Genomic DNA, 15,190 nt, shown 5'->3' on the forward strand with positions numbered 1-15,190 from the left:
CCCCCCCCCCCCCCCCACCCCCCGCGGGGCGCCCCCCCGGCCCACCCCCCCTCCCCGGCGCGTCGGGCGGGGGGCCCCCCGCGCCCGCGTGCCGGGGGGGGGGGGGGGGGGCCCCCCCCCCCCCCCCCCCCCCCCCACCAGCACCCCGCCGCGTTCGAGACGTACGCCCCAGTGCAGCCTGCGGGCGTGGTGCTCCTGAATCACGAAGCGGTCGCCCGGGCTCTCGGCCGGGGGCCCGGCGGGGACCGGTTCGGGGGTGCGGGCCGGGTCGCGCATCGAGCGGTAGGTGGTCAGCGGGTCGGCCGTCTGCTCGCCGAGCGGGGGATCGAGCCCGGACAGTACGTCGCCGTGGTCGCGCCAGCGGTCCAAAACCTCGTCGAAGGTCAAGTGCCGCAGTCGTTTCCGGTCCTCGATCTCCTCCCAGGCGCGCGGTGCCGCGACCGTCGGATAGGTGCGGCCGCGCAGCGAATACGGGGCGATGGTGGTCTTGGACGGGTTGTTCTGGCTCCAGTCGAGGAAGATCTTGCCCCGGCGCGCCGCCTTGGCCATGGTGGCCGTCACCAGCTCCGGATGCAGCTTCTCCAGCCCGGTGGCCACCTGCTTGGCCACCGTGGACGCGCCGCCGGGGCTGAGCACCCGGTCCAGCGGGACGTAGACGTGGATGCCCTTGCTGCCGCTGGTGACCGGGAAGGCGTCCAGCCCGGCGTCGCGCACCGTATCGCGGATCCACAGCGCCACCTGGGCGCACTCCGCCAGCTCGACACCCGGGCCGGGGTCCAGGTCGAACACCAGGCGGGTGACCGGCCCCCGCTCGCCCTCGACGAAACGCCATTGCGGCACATGGATTTCCAGCGAGGCCTGCTGCCCGAGCCACGCCATCCCGGCCACCGAGTCGATGACCGGGTAGGTCACGCGGCGGTCGGAATGCTCGACCGAGTGCCGCTGGATCCACTTGGGTGCGTGGGTGGCCAGGTTCTTCTCGAAGAACGACGGCTCCTCGACGCCGTTGGGCCAGCGCTTGCGGGTGACCGGACGCCCGGCGATGTGCGGGAGCAGCGCGGGGGCGATGGCGGTGAAATAGTCGATGACCTCGCCCTTGGTGGTGCCGGTTGCCGGGTACAGCACCTTGTCGAGGTTGCTCAGCTCAACCTCGATACTCCCGAACCGGCGGCGGGACACCATATTCGAAGTCTAGAGGCAGCTACCGACAGACCGGTCCCGCCGCGGCAACGGGCCGCTCGCGCCCCCTTCCGGAGACGCCGAACGGCCCGTTGCGGCGATCTGTCAGCTCTTGGGCTGGTCCGGATCGGCCGGGGGTTCCGGCGCCGGGGGCGGCGGGGGCGGCGGGGTCGCCTCGCCCGGGCCGCCGGGCGCCTTGTCCTGCTCGGGAATGGCGCCCTTGACCTTCTCGGTGCCCTTCTCGATCTTGTCGGAGTACTTGCCTCCGGTTTTCTCGTCGATGAAGGATCCGGCCTTGTCCACCGCGCCGTGGATCTTCTCGGCGTTCTCGGCGGCCGCATCCCTCCCCTTGCCGACCAAGCCCTTGAGCGTGTCCATCAGACTCATAGGTCCTACTCCTAACTCATCGGTCTTCGGCTGGATCACGGCGGCGTCCGCGTACACCGCCCTAGCGCACATCCTCCCACCATGAGACCTGCGGCGATACCGCATTCGCATCGATCCGCTGGCCGGGCAGCGGGACGGCCACCGGCGTCCCGGCGGCCTGCGCCGCCGCCACCAGCCGCTGAACCGGCTCCGACCAGCCGTGGAAGGCCAGGTTGAACGTCGCCCAATGGATCGGGATCAGCAGCCCGCGCCGCGGATCGCCGACACAGACGTCGGCGTGGGCGCGCACCGCCTCCTCCGGATTCATGTGAACATCCGGCCAGTGCACGTCGTACGCGCCGATCGGCAGCAGGGTCAGGTCGAACGGGCCCAGTGTCGCGCCGATCTCCGCGAACGCCTTGGTGTACCCGGTATCGCCGCCGAAGTAAACGCGACGCGCCGGTCCCGCGATCGCCCACGAGGCCCACAGGGTCGTGTTGCGGACCAGGCCCCGACCGGAGAAGTGCCGGGCCTCGGCACAGGTGATCACCAGGTCGCCGGTGCGCCCGTCACCCCGGTCGGGCAGGGAAACCGAAGTGCCCCAATCCAATTCGATGATCCGCCGCTCGGGGACCCGCCACTTGCGCAGGTGCGCCCCGATACCGATCGGCACGACGAACGGCGCGTCCTGCGTAGCGGTCAGGGTGCGCACGGTGTCGCGGTCCAGATGGTCGTAGTGATCGTGCGAGATGACGATCGCGTCGACCGGCGGCAGCTGGTCCAGCGGCAGTGGCGTGGGGTGCAGGCGGGCGGGACCGATCGTCGGCGACGGCGAAACCCGTTCGCTCCATACGGGATCGGTGAGAACCCGGTAGCCGTCGATCTCCAGCAGCGCCGAGGCGTGGCCGAGCCAGGTGACAGCCAGCTCGCCCGCCTCCGGCGGGATATCCGGTGTGGCGAGCGGGATCTCGCCCGCGGGACGCCCCACGCCGTTGCGGGTCAGCGCCGAGAACAACAGCGACAGGCCCGATCCCGGCGCGAACTGGGTGCTCGGCTCGGTGTTGTGGAACTGGCGGTTGCGGTAGCCGGCCGAACCGGCCGCCAGCGGGGCGATCGCCGCCGCCGACGCGCCCAGCGCCTCCGGCAGGCCGCGGGCCGCGCGCAGCGCCCACAGCAGGCCCGCGGCGCCGGCGGCGCCCAGGGCGATCCGGCGCACGGTGGTGAGCAGGCTGGCCGGATTCATCAGTGCCCCACGAACTTCGCCGCGCGCTTCTGTTCCCGGGCCAGTCGCGCCTCCGTGGCGTCGTCGCTGCGCCAGGCCGCCTCCAGGGCCGCCTGCTGCTCGGGAGTGTCCTCGCCGCGGGTGCCGTCGTCGTTGAACACCAGCTTCATGTGGCGCAGCGACAGCGGGGCGAGCGCGGCGATCTGCTTGGCCCACTCCTGGGCGTCGGCGAGCGTGCCGATACGGTTTGCGAAGCCGAAAGCGTATGCGTCCGAGGCGGTTACGGGTTCGGCGCCCAGTAGCATGGTGCGGGCGGGGCCGCCGCCGATCAGCGACACCAGCCGCCGGATCGTCCAGCGGTCCACGGAGATGCCCAGTTTCGCGGCCGGGATCGCGACGTAGGAATCGGGGCTCATCACCCGCAGGTCCGAGGCGAGCGCCAGCTGCACGCCCGCGCCGAGGGCGCCGCCCTCGATCGCGGCGATCACCGGCACGGGCACGGTCTCGAGCGTGCGCAGCATCTCCATCAGCGCGTCCAGGAAGGTCTGGGAATACACCCCCGACAGGTCCGCGCCCGCGCTGAAGATCGGGCCCTGACCGGTGAGAACGATGACGCGGGCGTCGGCGGCAGCGGCCGTCACGGCATCGCGCAGCTGCCCTACCAACTCCTCGCTGAGGGCGTTGCGGCGCTCCGGGCGCTGCAGTTCGATGGTGACCACGTCGCCATCGCGGCTGACTCCGAGCATCTGACCTCCCCGTTGGTGCGGTGCGATTACCTTTACTGTATGCGGCGCAAGGTTGCTTGCCCGCACCCGACGCACCCCGGGTACCGTGGCGGCGGTGACCGCACCCGATTTCGAGATCCTGGTGATCGGCGCCGGACAGGCCGGATTATCGGCCGGTTACCACCTGCGACGGCTGGGTCTGCGGCCCGAGCAGGACTTTCTCATCGTCGACCACGCGCCCGGACCGGGTGGGGCCTGGCAGTTCCGCTGGCCCTCGCTCACCTTGAGCACGGTGAACCGGGTGCACGATCTGCCCGGCATGTCGTTCGCCGAGACATTGCCGGACGGCTCGGAGAACGCGCAGGCGGCCACCGCGGTCCCGCACTACTTCGACCTGTACGAGAAGCGTTTCGACCTCCGCGTCCACCGCCCGACCTCGGTACGGGTCGTTTGCGACCGCGCCACCCCGTCCACCTGCCCCGATCAGGCAGTGGACGGCTTCCTGCATGCCGAGACCGAGGCGGTGGGTGGAGATGGCGTGCCGTGGACCGAGCCGGGTGGAAATGTCGGCGACTCCGCTCCCGAATTGTCCCGCGCTGCAAGAGGTCCGGGTGGTGCAGCGGGGTCGGTGGTGCGGGTGCGCGGGATCATCAATGCGACGGGGACCTGGGAGAAGCCGTTCATTCCGTACTACCGGGGTGCGGAGGCGTTCGCGGGGCGGCAACTGCATGCGCACGACTACCGCACGGCGGAGGAGTTCGTGGGTCAGCATGTCGTCGTGGTCGGGGCCGGGGTCTCGGCGGTGCAGCTGTTGGATGAGATTTCGCAGGTCACGACCACGACGTGGGTGTCGCGGACCGAACCTCGCTGGCGGGAGGGTCCGTTCACGCCCGAGGCGGGCCGCGCCGCCGTGGCGATGGTGGAGGACCGGGTGCGGCGCGGGCTGCCGCCGCGGTCGGTGGTCTCGGTGACCGGGCTGCCCGTCGACGACCGGGTCCGGGCCGCCCGCGCCCGGGGCGCCCTGGACTGGCATCCGATGTTCCAGCAGATCGAGTCCGAGGGTGTCCGCTGGGCCGACGGCACCTTCCAGCCCGCCCAGGTCATCCTGTGGGCCACCGGATTTCGCAGCGCCCTGGACCACCTCGCGCCCTTGCGCCTGCGCGGCCCCGGCGGCGGCATCACCATGACCGGCCGCCTCGCCACCCAGGTCGCCGCCGACCCCCGCATCCACCTACTCGGCTACGGCCCCTCCGCCAGCACCATCGGCGCCAACCGCGCGGGCCGCGCCGCCGCCACCGAACTCACCACCCACCTGGGCCTCGGCTAGACGAGAACGCGTTTGCGTGCGTGCGGCGCGGGGTCAGTTCTCGAGGCCGACGGCGAAGGTGTCGGGGTCGGGGCCTACGCGGGTGGCGGTGTCCAGGGCGGTGATGCGGGTCATCTGGTCGGTGGTCAGCTCGAAGGAGAAGACCTCGAAGTTCTCCTGGATGCGCGACGGCGTCACCGATTTCGGGATGACCACGTTGCCCAGCTGCAGGTGCCAGCGGATGATCACCTGGGCGGGGGTGCGGCCGACCTCGGCGGCGACCTCGGCGATCGTGGGATCTTTCAGCTCGGCGCCCTGCCCGAGCGGGCTCCACGCCTCGGTCGCGATGCCGTGCTCGGCGTGGAAGGCGCGCAGCTCCGGCTGGGCCAGGCTGGGATGTAGCTCGATCTGGTTGACCGCCGGAGTTTCACCGGTCTCGGCGATCACCCGCTCGAGGTGGTCTCGATGGAAGTTCGACACCCCGATGGAGCCGATCCGGCCCTGCGACTTCAATGCCTGGAATGCCCGGAAGGTGTCGACGAACCGGTCGGCCCCCGCGACCGGCCAGTGGATCAGGTAGAGATCCAGATAGTCCAGGCCCAGGCGGTCCATGCTGGCGTCGAACGCCCGCAGCGTCGAGTCGTAACCCTGGTCGGAATTCCACAGCTTGGTCGTCACGAAGACCTCGTCGCGCGGCAGCCCGGACTCCCGGATGGCCCGCCCCACCTCGGCCTCGTTGCCGTAGACCATGGCCGTGTCGATGCTGCGGTACCCGACCTCCAGGGCCGTCGTCACCGCATTGAACGCCTCCGACTCGGCTACCTGGAATACACCGAAACCGAGCTTCGGGATCACGTTCCCGTCGTTCAGCACGATCGACGGTACTGCGCTGGTCTCGCTGCGAAAGGTCACCGTTCCGACCGTAGAAGCGGTTTGCCGACCCGTCAACGAACCCCCCGAGCGTGTTCGGGACCGCTTGACAATGTGTTGTGTTTTTACAACACTCTGTTGTGTGAGTCCAGTGAGAAGGGGTGAAACCCTCCCGATATACAACCGGATCGCGGTGTTGCGGGCCGAGCATCGGATGAGCCGGGCCGCGCTGGCCGAGGCGGTGAACGTCAATGTTCAGACGATCGGCGCGCTCGAGCGTGGCGACCACTACCCCAGCCTCGACCTGGCGCTGCGGATCTGCGAGGTGTTCGGACTCCCCGTCGAGGCGGTGTTCTCGCGCAACGAGTTCACGCCGCTGTCGGCCGAGCTCTACCAGCGCACGAAAGGACAGTCATGACGTCACCGGCGAATACCCTGCTCGATCGCTACCAGGACTATCGGGTCCGCCGCTGGCTGGTCTACGACGAGCGCACCTCCGGGATGCTGCCGGGCTGGCGCACTCGCGCCCGGCGGCGGACGCTGGTGGTCGCGGTGGTCGCGGCCCTCGCGGTGTTGTTCGTGGTCGGGGTGCTGTGCGCCTTCGACCTGCGATGGGCGCCGCTGATCTGGCTACCGGCCGCGGTGGTCTTCCTCCCGGCCTGGACCATGCTGCGGATCGTCTCGCAGCGGCAGGACAGCGCGCCGACGCCGACGCTGGACGAATTCGAGATCGCCCAGCGCAATACGGCCCGGTCGATCGGTCTGAGCCTGACGCAGTCGCTCACCCTCGCGCCGCTGATGTATCTGATCGTCGCGGGCGCTATCTTCCCGGAGGCCGGGGCGTTCCGCACGGCCTACGCCGGTGGCGCGATGGCGCTGGCCACGCTGATGGCCGGTGGGTGCGCGCCCGGTCTGATCCTGGGGTGGACTCGGCCCGATCCCGAGCCGGAGCCCTGATCTTTTGGGGCGCTGCGCTTTCCGTCGTCGTGCGCGCAGAGGGCAGTGGTCAGTCCCGCGTAGTCGGTAGCCCCAGGCGCCGATAGCGGGACCTGCGGGTTTCTCGCAGTTCGTCCGGGGGGAGGCGTCGGAGTACCGCCAGCTCGTCGGCCACGGCGGTGATCATGCGGCGGGCGAAGTCGACGGGTTCGGCTGCGGCGTCCGGGTATTCGGGGACGATTCGGTCGACGATGCCGTCGGCGAGCAGATCCGCGGCCCGAATACGTTGTGCGGCAGCTAATTCCGGAGCGTGTGCGGTGTCGCGGTGGACGATCGCGCTGGCGCCCTCCGGAGGTAGCGGTGCCAGCCACGAATGTGTCGCGCCCAGAACGCGATCCGCCGGGAGCAGTGCCAGTGCGCCGCCGCCGCTGCCCTGCCCCAGCAGTACGGAAACGGTAGGGGTGTCGAGGGTGACGAGATCGGCTATGCAGCGGGCGATCTCGGGGGCCAGGCCGCGTTCCTCGGCCTCGCGAGAAAGCGCGGCACCGGCGGTATCGATCACCAGGACCAAGGGGAGTCGCAGTTCGGCCGCGAGATGCATGCTGCGCCGAGCCTCCCGCAATGCCGCTGGGCCCATGGTGTTCTCGCCGGTCTGACCGCTGCGGTCGTGGCCGAACACCACGCAGGCATGCCCGCGCAGCCTGGCCAGTGCGTGCACGACGGTCCGGTCCGATTCGCCCTGCCCGGTCCCGCTCAGCGGCACCCGATCGGTGGCGTGCCGCAGCAATTGCCGGATGCCCGGTCGTTCGGCGCGCCGCGAGAGGGTGACCGCTCGCCACGTGGCCTCGATATCTGTGACATGTTGCAGCGCAACGTGTTCCGGTTCCGTCGGTCGATCAGCTGGTGCGGTGCCCTGCGAATCGTAGTGCCCGCCACGGGTTTCGGAGTGGTCGCCGCGGCTTCCGGCCGAGTCGGCTCCGGCCGATTCCGTCGCGGCCCGTTCCGATCCGGCCGGTTGTTGTGTGGTGGCCAGGCCGCCGGTGGTGACGTTGAGGACGCGGTGGGCTATGCGGCGGAATACCCGGATCGGGACCACGCCGTCTATCACGCCCCTGCGGTACAGGTTCTCGGCCGTTTGCACGCCCTCCGGGAACGGGTGGCCGTAGAGGGCCTCGTATACCCGCGGGCCGAGGAAGCCGATCAGGGCGCCCGGTTCGGCGAAGGTCATGTGGCCCAGCGAACCCCACGACGCGAAGACGCCGCCCATCGTCGGATCGCGCAGATACACCAGGTACGGATGCCCGGCCGATTTGTGTGCCGCGACCGCGCCCGCGATCTTGACCATCTGCACGAAGGCCACCGTGCCCTCCTGCATCCGCGTGCCGCCCGAGGTCGGCGAGGCCAGCAGCGGGAGCCCGAGTTCGGTGGCGCGCTCGACCGCCGTCACGATGCGCTCCGCCGCCGCGACCCCGACCGAGCCCGCGAGAAATCCGAACTCACAGGCGATCACCGCGACCCGCCGCCCCCGTAGTCCGCCCTCGCCGGTCAGCACGGACTCGTCGGTACCGGCCCGCTCGGCCGCCGCCCGCAGGTCCGCCCGGTACTCCGGACCGGCGTCGACCGCGACCGGCGACCGATCCCAGCCGACGAACGAGCCACTGTCCAACAGCCCGTCGAGAAGCTCCCGCGCCGACATCCTCACGCGCCGAGCGTAGCCAGTACCCGCGGAATGCGATGCTTCTTCCGGCTCGGTGGATGGCGCCGGTCCGGTGCTCGGAGAGCTCACGATGCAGTGAACAGGTGGCATCCGGCGATGTCGGCGGACGGCTGCGGGACGACGGAAAACCCTGTGGTGCAGGGCCGATCGTGCACGATAGGCGGCGTGTGGGTGAGGTTACGGAACGGGGTCGGGCGTCGCACTTGGGACACGGTGCGGCAATCGTCGTTGACCTGCATGTTTGCCGGGGTTACGGTAGTGGACCCGATGATGTGGAGCGGTCGGTGCGGACCCGCGGCCGGGTGTCCCTGCGCGTCGGTGTGGTGACGCGGAGGCACAATGGAAACCGGGCGCACGTCGTTGATGTATCAGGAAATGGTTTGCCGCGCGGCATGTTTCGGCGCGCGATGGCGGCCGGTCACGCGGAGCGAACCGGTCGTCGGCGCGGCATCGCGGCCACGCACCGCACGTCGCAGCTGGGTGGCGCTGCTCGTCGTCGCCCTGACCGCGCTGTCGGTGATGGTGTCGGCTCCCGTCGCGCGGGCGGACATCCCGTTGCCCGACAACGATCCCTTCTACGCCGCGCCCGCCGACCTCGCGGCACAGCCCGACGGCGCGGTGCTCGGGTCCCGGCCGATCTCGCTGTTCGACCTGCCGATTCCGGTGTCGGCGTGGCAATTGCGTTATCGCACAACCGATTCCACCGACAGTCCGCTGCTCGATGTGGCGACGGTGATCGTGCCACCGGTGCCCTGGGTGGGTCCGCGGCCCCTGCTGTCGTATCAGGTTCCCGAGGACAGCCTGGGTACCCGGTGCGCGCCGTCGTTCGCGCTGCGCGGCGCCCGGGATTGGGGCGTGGTGAACACCGTGCTGGATGTGCCGTTCCTGATGGAGGCGCTGCGGCGCGGCTGGGCGGTGGTGGTCGCCGATTACGAAGGGCCGCAGTCGCGATTCTTCGACGGGGTGACCGCCGGGCGGGCGGTGCTGGACGGTATCCGGGCCGCGCGGTCCTTCCCGCCCGCCGGTGTGGGAGACGGGCCGGTCGGCGCGTGGGGGTACTCCGGTGGCGCGTTCGCCACGCTGTGGGCAGCGCAGTTGCGCGCGGAATACGCTCCCGACGTGTGGTTTTCGGGTATCAGCTCGGGCGGTGTCCCGGTCGATATCCCGGCGATCGCGCAGCGGGTCGACGGCGGCGTGCAGGCGGGGCTGGCGATCCTGATCCTGATCGCGTTGGCACGCAACAATCCCGACTCCGGGCTGCTCGAGCTGCTGAACGAGCGCGGCCGGGCGCTGCTGGCCGACAACGCCACCGCGTGCGGCTCGGATCTGGTCCCGAAGTACGCGGGTGCCCGGGTGGACGATTTCTCCACGGTCCCGAATCTGCTGGCGCATCCGGTCTTCCGTGCCACCGCCGCCCCGCACGAACTCGGCGCCGCGGTACCCGACGTGCCGCTGTACCTCTACCACGGCGTGACCGACGACGTGATCCCCGTGGCCGGGTTCAGCGCGCTGGTCGACAGTTACTGCGCGCGAGGCGCCGACCTCACGGCCATCCATTCCCCCTTCCCCTCGCACAACGGCGCAGCGATCGGCGAGGCATTCGGTGGGATGAACTTCCTCTCCGACCGATTCGCGGGTATACCGCCGGTACCGGGATGCGTGGTGCGCTGATCCGGTGTGGGGAGTTCCCGGCCAAAAGCGTGCCGGGAATAAGAGATGGGCGGCGGTGCCGGAATGTGGGGTGGGCGGCTGTGCCGGGATTGTGAGGTGGGCGGCCGTGCCGGGATTGTGAGGTGGGCGGCCGTGCCGGGAATGTGAGGTGGGCGGCTGTGCCGGATTGTTGGATGCGGGAGGGTGGGCAGTCGCACCCGGCACCGGTCCGGTGGTCGGGTAGGGCGCGGGGTGCGGCTGCGGTGGGTCAGCGGCCGGTGGTGTCCATCCACTTGGTGGTGCCGGGGGCGGCGTTCAGGGTGTTGATCAGGTCGATTCCGGCGATGATCAGGGCCGGGCCGCCGACGACCAGGGTGCCGATGATGCCGCCGATCGCGGCACCGGCGATGACGCTGGCAACGACTCCCGGCCCGGCGACGATGCCGGTGAGCCCGACCAGCGCGCCGATGGCGGTGCCGACGAAACCGCCGATCGCCGTGGCGATCCCGAACTGCGAGGCGAACGCCTCCTGGGCGCGCTGGTTCTCCTCCAGCGACGCCACCGGCGTGACCTGCGCCGGGCGGGCCGCGGCCACATTCTTGACCGCCGTCAGCTCCAGTACCCGGCCGTCCTCGCGAACCTGGTGCGGCATCGGGTATTCCAGGCCGTCCTGCCGGAACGACAGCGGGAGCGTGACCAGCGTGTCGCCCGCGGCGGATCGGATGTCGACCGTGCGTGCGTCGCCGGACACGTGGAAGGATCCGTCACGCAACGTCGTCTGAATGGTGTTGCCGGCCAGTGCCGTTTCGTAGTGCACATCGGGCGTGGCGGGTGCTGCGTGGGTGGCGCCGGCCCCGACGGCGACCCCCATGACCACCGGAATTGCCGCAGCGCTGAACTTGCGCAGAATCATTTTCGGTTGTTTCCCATCTTCATCAGGATTGAATGCGTCGGAAAGCCCCCCGGGCGCGCGCTCGACACCCCTGTCACCCCTGCTGCGCGCGGAGCCGTCGACCCGGCTGACCGACCCTGTAACCATACCTTTACCAGCAGCGTCAATCCCCCGAAATATTCCATGACAGAGGATATTTCGTCCGACCGGTGGGTTTGCCCTACGTCAGAAGATCGATCATGACGGCGCCCACGCACACCACCACGACGATGGTCAGCGCGATGGCATCCCGAAGTCCCGGCGCGCTGGGACGCGCGGTGAGCTGCCCGGTGCCGCCCCGCGCGGTGATGGCCTCGCCCAGTTCCCCGGCCCGGCGGGTGGCGACCGCCATGGCGGCGGTGAGGATATCGAGCAGCGGATTGACCGCCGCCCGCTGCAGCGCGGAATCCTTGGGCCGCAGCCTGCGTGCGGCGCGCAGCAGGCGCATCTCGTCCAGCAGCAGCGGCAGGCCGCGCAGTGTCAGCGCCACCACCACGGCCCACTCGTCCACGGGCACACGGAGTTTGCGCAGCGGTGCGCCCAAAGTGGCGAGGGCCGGGGCGATCTCGCCCATCGGCGTGGTCCAGGCGATCAGGAACGAGCTGGCGACGAGGGTCAACCCGAACGCAGTGACCTGCGCGTACCGCAGCACCGCGGCCTCGCCGACCGGCACGTTGATCAGCGCCCCGCCCGCCAGCAGCCCCCAGAACCACCAGGGCAGCCGCGGCAGCGTGCCCAGCGGCAGCCGCGCGGTCGCGACGACGACCACCAGGAGCAGCACGGTCATGCCGAGCACCGGCCAGGACGGCAACAGCATCAGCAGCAAACTGATCAGGAATGCCCCGATCATCTTGGTACCGGCCCACAGTCGATGGATCGGGCTGTCGACCGGGACCTCACGCAGCAACACCATGCTCATGACGGATCTCCCGTCGCGCCGGGTCGGTGCAGTCGCGCCCAGGCCGTGGCGGTCTGTTCGGTCACGGGCGCGGCCTGCGGTTCGACGGCGGCCGCGGACTGCGGGGCGGTCTCCGGGATGCGGCCGGACTGCAGATGCACGGTCCGATCGCACACGGCTGTCATATCGGCCACATCGTGCGAGATGACGATCAGGGTGAGTCCCGAATCGCGCAGCCGGGCAAGCAGTTCCACCACCTCGGCGCGGCCCTGCGGATCGAGCCCGGCGAGCGGCTCGTCGAGCACCACCACCTGCGGCCGGGCGGCCACGATCGCGGCCAGCACCACCCGCTTGGCCTGACCGCCGGACAGCGATTCGATGGATCGCGGGGCGAGTGCGCGGTCGAGGCCCACGGCGTCCAGCGCGCGGCCGACCGCGCCGGAGCCGGTCCCGCTGCCGCCCCAGTCCTCGATCTCGGCGCCCACGGTCTGCCGCTGCAATTGCAGCCGGGAATGTTGAAAGGCCAGCTCCACGGCGCCGATTCGCCGATGCACCGGACGGACGTCGCGTCCTTCGTGCAGTTCGCAGCGACCGGCGGTGGGCACGATCAGCCCGGCCATGATCCAGGCCAGGGTCGACTTGCCGGAACCGTTGCCGCCGACCACGAGCAGCGCCTCCCCGCGCCGCACCGTGAGGTCGACGCCGTGCAACGCCGGGGCGGCCCACGGGGTTCCGCGGTTGTAGGTGTGCCGCACGTCGCGCAGGGTCAGCAGCGGCTCGCCCATCGGGCTCCGCCGCGGATCGCGCACGGGCCGTGGCCAGGTCGGCAGGCGGTCCACCTGGTATCCGCCCGACAGGTGCACCACGCGGTCGGCGGCCGCCGCATCGGCCTCGTGGTGGGTGACCAGCACCACCGCCATCGGATGGCGTCGCGGCAGTTCGGACAGCAGCGCGGCCAGTTCGCGGCGGCCGTCCGGATCGATCATGGAGGTGGCCTCGTCGGCGATGAGCAGCGCCGGTCTGCGCGCCAGGGCGGCGGCGACGGCGAGCCGCTGCTGCTGGCCGCCGGACAGGGTGGCGGTCTCGGCGCCGCCCAGCCCCGCGAGGCCGACCTCGGACAGCAGCGCCTCGATATCGACCTGCGCGGCGAGTTCGGGGGACAGCCCCCACACCACGTCGTCGGCGACCAGCACACCCAGCGTCTGGCTCTCCGGCCGCTGCAGGACCAGCGCGGTGCCGCCGAGCATGCCGAGGCCCGCCGACCCGGGGCGATCCACCGTGCCGCCGGTCGGTGGGCGCCCCGCCAGCACGCGGGTCAGCGTCGACTTCCCGGATCCGTTGTGGCCCACCACGGCCACGAATTCGCCGACCCGGACGGTGAGGTCGATCCCGGACAGGGCGTCGGTCCGCGCCTCGGGATAGCGGAACGAGACCTGGCGCAGCGTCACCGGAAGCGGCGCGACCGGACGGTCGTCGGGCGGCGCGTCGAGCCGGTCGGCGCCGGGCAGCCAGGTGAGCCGGTCCAGCACCGATCCCAGCGCGAACCACGAGAACAGTGCTGTCGCAACGATTCCGGCCAGTACTCCGCCCGCCACGAACGCCCACCACCAGCGCAGTACCAGGTCGGCGAACTCCGCGACGGCGTTTCCGGCCGAGTCCAGATTCGCCTGCGCGGCCAGCTTCTGCACGCCGCGTGAGGCATTGCGCACATTGTCGAACAGCAGGTTGCGGGCGGTGCTGAAGATCAGCAGCCAGGCCAGCGACGTCGCCGACCAGACGATGCCCGCGACAACCGACAGCCCGAAGACCGCCACCGGCCCACCGCGGCGGCGCTTGACGGTGCCCACGATGCCGCCGATCGTCGCCACGCTCACCACCGCGATCGCCGACACCAGCCCGGCCGCGACGAAGGTCACCAGGGTGGCCGCGACGGCCGCGGTGAACGTCGCGCGCAACCGGTACCGGTGCGCGAGCAGCCCCATCGGCACCGCCGCCACCAAATGCAATGCCGCCGCGAACGGGATCACCGAACCGACTGTCACCAGTCCGACGGTGACGCCACCGAGAACCGCGGCGGTCGCAAGCTCGATGGGCCGCAGTGGGCCGCGCCCGAGCGCCTTCTCCCCAGCGGGGGCCGACCGTCCGTGCTCGGCGGGGGGCCGGGCGCCGCCTGTGGGCCGCGGGTCGCCGCGGTGGTCGAAAGGCGGCCCGTCGCCGGGCGGGGGTGGAGCGGTCACGGGTCAAGTCTGCCAGTTCGGCTCGGCCGTGGTTCGTGTCCGGTTTGCATACCTTGTCGCCCGGCCTAGGTTGGGTGGTTGTGGGCCACGATCACGCACACGGCGTCGCGCCGGAGAGCGCCTCGTGCAGGTACCTGTCCCGGCTGGTGTTCGCGCTCGGGATCGGGGTCGCATTCCTGGTGGCCGAGGTCGTCACCGCCGTCCTGACCCGGTCGCTGGCGCTGCTGTCGGACGCCGCGCACATGCTGACCGACGTCTTCGGCCTGGTGATGGCGCTGGCGGCGATCCTGCTGGCCAAGCGCAGCCGTCCGACCTTCTCCCGCACATTCGGCTACTACCGCGCGGAGGTGCTGGCAGCGCTGGCCAATGCGGTGCTGCTGTTCGCGGTCGCGGCGTACGTGCTGTACGAGGCGATCCTGCGGCTGGGGGAGCCGCCGGAGGTGCCCGGGCTGCCGGTGCTGATCGTGGGTGCGCTCGGCCTGGTCGCGAATATCGTGTCGCTGCTGCTCCTGCGCTCGGGCGCGAAGGAGAGCCTGAATCTGCGCGGTGCCTACCTGGAGGTATTGGCGGATCTGGTCGGCTCGCTCGGCGTGCTGGTGTCGGCGGCGATCACCCTGCTCACGCATTGGCCCTACGCCGACATGATCGTCGGCGTGCTGATCGGGCTGTGGGTGCTGCCGCGCACCTGGGTGCTGGCCCGGCGCTCGCTGCGCATCCTGTTCCAGCACAGTCCCGAGGGCGTCGACGTCGAGCGGATCGCGACCGCCCTGCAGGCCGTCCCCGGCGTAGCCGACGTCCACGACCTGCACGTATGGACGCTCACCTCCGGTATGGAGGTCGCCTCGGCCCACCTGACCACGACCGCCGACCACGACAGCGACGACATCCTGCGAGCCGCCCAACGCATCCTCGCCGACACCTTCCACATAGAACACGCCACCCTCCAGGTAGAACGGACCGACACGGCCCGCCACTGCGGCGAACTCTCCTGGTGATCCCGGCCAAAAACATGCCGGGATATGAGGGGGTGTCGCGTGCCGGGATATGAGGGGGTGTACCGTGCCGGGATTTGAGGGGGTGTCGCGAGCCGGGATTTGAGGGGGTGGGACCTGCCGGGGGGTGAGGGGGGAGCGCGAGCCGGGGGTTTAGGGGG

At 70.7% G+C, this 15,190-nt stretch carries 14 protein-coding genes; 5 read left to right on the forward strand and 9 right to left on the reverse strand.

Features of this window, described 5'->3' with window-relative positions; genetic code table 11:
* The 4 genes from ligD to QH290_RS09850 form a co-directional block, all read right to left on the reverse strand.
* On the reverse strand, window positions 1-1,182 hold a 1,182-nt coding region (gene ligD, locus QH290_RS09835; RefSeq protein WP_280382620.1), incomplete at its 3' end, for a non-homologous end-joining DNA ligase.
* A gap of 102 nt (window positions 1,183-1,284) precedes the next feature.
* Window positions 1,285-1,566, reverse strand: coding sequence for an antitoxin (locus QH290_RS09840; RefSeq protein ID WP_280269855.1), 282 nt, complete (start codon window positions 1,564-1,566; stop codon window positions 1,285-1,287).
* 61 nt (window positions 1,567-1,627) lie between these two features.
* Complete coding sequence (locus QH290_RS09845; protein ID WP_280269856.1) at window positions 1,628-2,788, reverse strand: MBL fold metallo-hydrolase; 1,161 nt, start codon at window positions 2,786-2,788, stop codon at window positions 1,628-1,630.
* Window positions 2,788-3,513, reverse strand: coding sequence for an enoyl-CoA hydratase (locus QH290_RS09850; RefSeq protein ID WP_280382621.1), 726 nt, complete (start codon window positions 3,511-3,513; stop codon window positions 2,788-2,790). Before QH290_RS09850 ends, QH290_RS09845 begins: the two co-directional genes overlap by 1 nt.
* 94 nt (window positions 3,514-3,607) lie before the next feature.
* On the opposite strand from QH290_RS09850, the gene QH290_RS09855 reads away from it, so the two are divergent.
* Window positions 3,608-4,819: an NAD(P)-binding protein gene (locus tag QH290_RS09855; RefSeq protein ID WP_280382622.1), complete on the forward strand. Its 1,212-nt coding sequence runs from the start codon at window positions 3,608-3,610 to the stop codon at window positions 4,817-4,819.
* 33 nt (window positions 4,820-4,852) lie between these two features.
* Here the strand turns inward: QH290_RS09855 and QH290_RS09860 are convergent, their stop codons facing one another.
* Window positions 4,853-5,710: an aldo/keto reductase gene (locus tag QH290_RS09860; protein ID WP_280269859.1), complete on the reverse strand. Its 858-nt coding sequence runs from the start codon at window positions 5,708-5,710 to the stop codon at window positions 4,853-4,855.
* A gap of 100 nt (window positions 5,711-5,810) precedes the next feature.
* On the opposite strand from QH290_RS09860, the gene QH290_RS09865 reads away from it, so the two are divergent.
* Both QH290_RS09865 and QH290_RS09870 read left to right on the forward strand, forming a co-directional pair.
* Entirely contained in the window at window positions 5,811-6,086 is a 276-nt protein-coding gene (locus tag QH290_RS09865) for a helix-turn-helix transcriptional regulator (RefSeq protein WP_280269860.1), read from the forward strand.
* Complete coding sequence (locus QH290_RS09870; protein ID WP_280269861.1) at window positions 6,083-6,625, forward strand: hypothetical protein; 543 nt, start codon at window positions 6,083-6,085, stop codon at window positions 6,623-6,625. The genes QH290_RS09865 and QH290_RS09870 overlap by 4 nt, the downstream gene beginning before the upstream one ends.
* Before the next feature lie 49 nt (window positions 6,626-6,674).
* Here QH290_RS09870 and QH290_RS09875 read toward each other — a convergent pair whose 3' ends face one another.
* On the reverse strand, window positions 6,675-8,300 hold the full coding sequence (locus tag QH290_RS09875; RefSeq protein ID WP_280382626.1) for a carboxyl transferase domain-containing protein: 1,626 nt from the start codon (window positions 8,298-8,300) through the stop codon (window positions 6,675-6,677).
* Window positions 8,301-8,660: 360 nt separating this feature from the next.
* Here QH290_RS09875 and QH290_RS09880 point away from each other — a divergent pair, with 360 nt between their 5' ends.
* Entirely contained in the window at window positions 8,661-9,992 is a 1,332-nt protein-coding gene (locus tag QH290_RS09880; protein WP_280382623.1) for a lipase family protein, read from the forward strand.
* A gap of 247 nt (window positions 9,993-10,239) precedes the next feature.
* Here the strand turns inward: QH290_RS09880 and QH290_RS09885 are convergent, their stop codons facing one another.
* The 3 genes from QH290_RS09885 to QH290_RS09895 all read right to left on the reverse strand — a co-directional run bounded on the left by QH290_RS09885 (window position 10,240) and on the right by QH290_RS09895 (window position 13,899).
* Entirely contained in the window at window positions 10,240-10,884 is a 645-nt protein-coding gene (locus tag QH290_RS09885) for a DUF8020 domain-containing protein (protein ID WP_280382624.1), read from the reverse strand.
* A gap of 199 nt (window positions 10,885-11,083) precedes the next feature.
* Window positions 11,084-11,821 carry a CbiQ family ECF transporter T component gene (locus QH290_RS09890; RefSeq protein WP_280263720.1) on the reverse strand — a complete coding sequence of 246 codons (738 nt, stop codon included), beginning with the start codon at window positions 11,819-11,821 and terminating at the stop codon, window positions 11,084-11,086.
* Window positions 11,818-13,899 carry an ABC transporter ATP-binding protein gene (locus QH290_RS09895; protein ID WP_280382627.1) on the reverse strand — a complete coding sequence of 694 codons (2,082 nt, stop codon included), beginning with the start codon at window positions 13,897-13,899 and terminating at the stop codon, window positions 11,818-11,820. Before QH290_RS09895 ends, QH290_RS09890 begins: the two co-directional genes overlap by 4 nt.
* 218 nt (window positions 13,900-14,117) lie before the next feature.
* On the opposite strand from QH290_RS09895, the gene QH290_RS09900 reads away from it, so the two are divergent.
* Window positions 14,118-15,032 (forward strand): cation diffusion facilitator family transporter, encoded by a 915-nt coding sequence (locus QH290_RS09900; protein ID WP_280382625.1) that lies wholly within the window; start codon window positions 14,118-14,120, stop codon window positions 15,030-15,032.
* Window positions 15,033-15,190: the final 158 nt, after the last annotated feature.

The organism is Nocardia wallacei (assembly GCF_029869545.1).
GTDB lineage: Bacteria > Actinomycetota > Actinomycetes > Mycobacteriales > Mycobacteriaceae > Nocardia > Nocardia wallacei_A.

Bases quoted from the DNA above. Each gene is read 5' to 3' on its own strand.
- QH290_RS09880 (WP_280382623.1), top strand. From the start codon at position 8,661: ATGGAAACCGGGCGCACGTCGTTGATGTATCAGGAAATGGTTTGCCGC.
- QH290_RS09840 (WP_280269855.1), bottom strand. From the start codon at position 1,566: ATGAGTCTGATGGACACGCTCAAGGGCTTGGTCGGCAAGGGGAGGGAT.
- QH290_RS09875 (WP_280382626.1), bottom strand. From the start codon at position 8,300: ATGTCGGCGCGGGAGCTTCTCGACGGGCTGTTGGACAGTGGCTCGTTC.
- QH290_RS09890 (WP_280263720.1), bottom strand. From the start codon at position 11,821: ATGAGCATGGTGTTGCTGCGTGAGGTCCCGGTCGACAGCCCGATCCAT.
- QH290_RS09845 (WP_280269856.1), bottom strand. From the start codon at position 2,788: ATGAATCCGGCCAGCCTGCTCACCACCGTGCGCCGGATCGCCCTGGGC.
- QH290_RS09870 (WP_280269861.1), top strand. From the start codon at position 6,083: ATGACGTCACCGGCGAATACCCTGCTCGATCGCTACCAGGACTATCGG.
- QH290_RS09885 (WP_280382624.1), bottom strand. From the start codon at position 10,884: ATGATTCTGCGCAAGTTCAGCGCTGCGGCAATTCCGGTGGTCATGGGG.
- QH290_RS09850 (WP_280382621.1), bottom strand. From the start codon at position 3,513: ATGCTCGGAGTCAGCCGCGATGGCGACGTGGTCACCATCGAACTGCAG.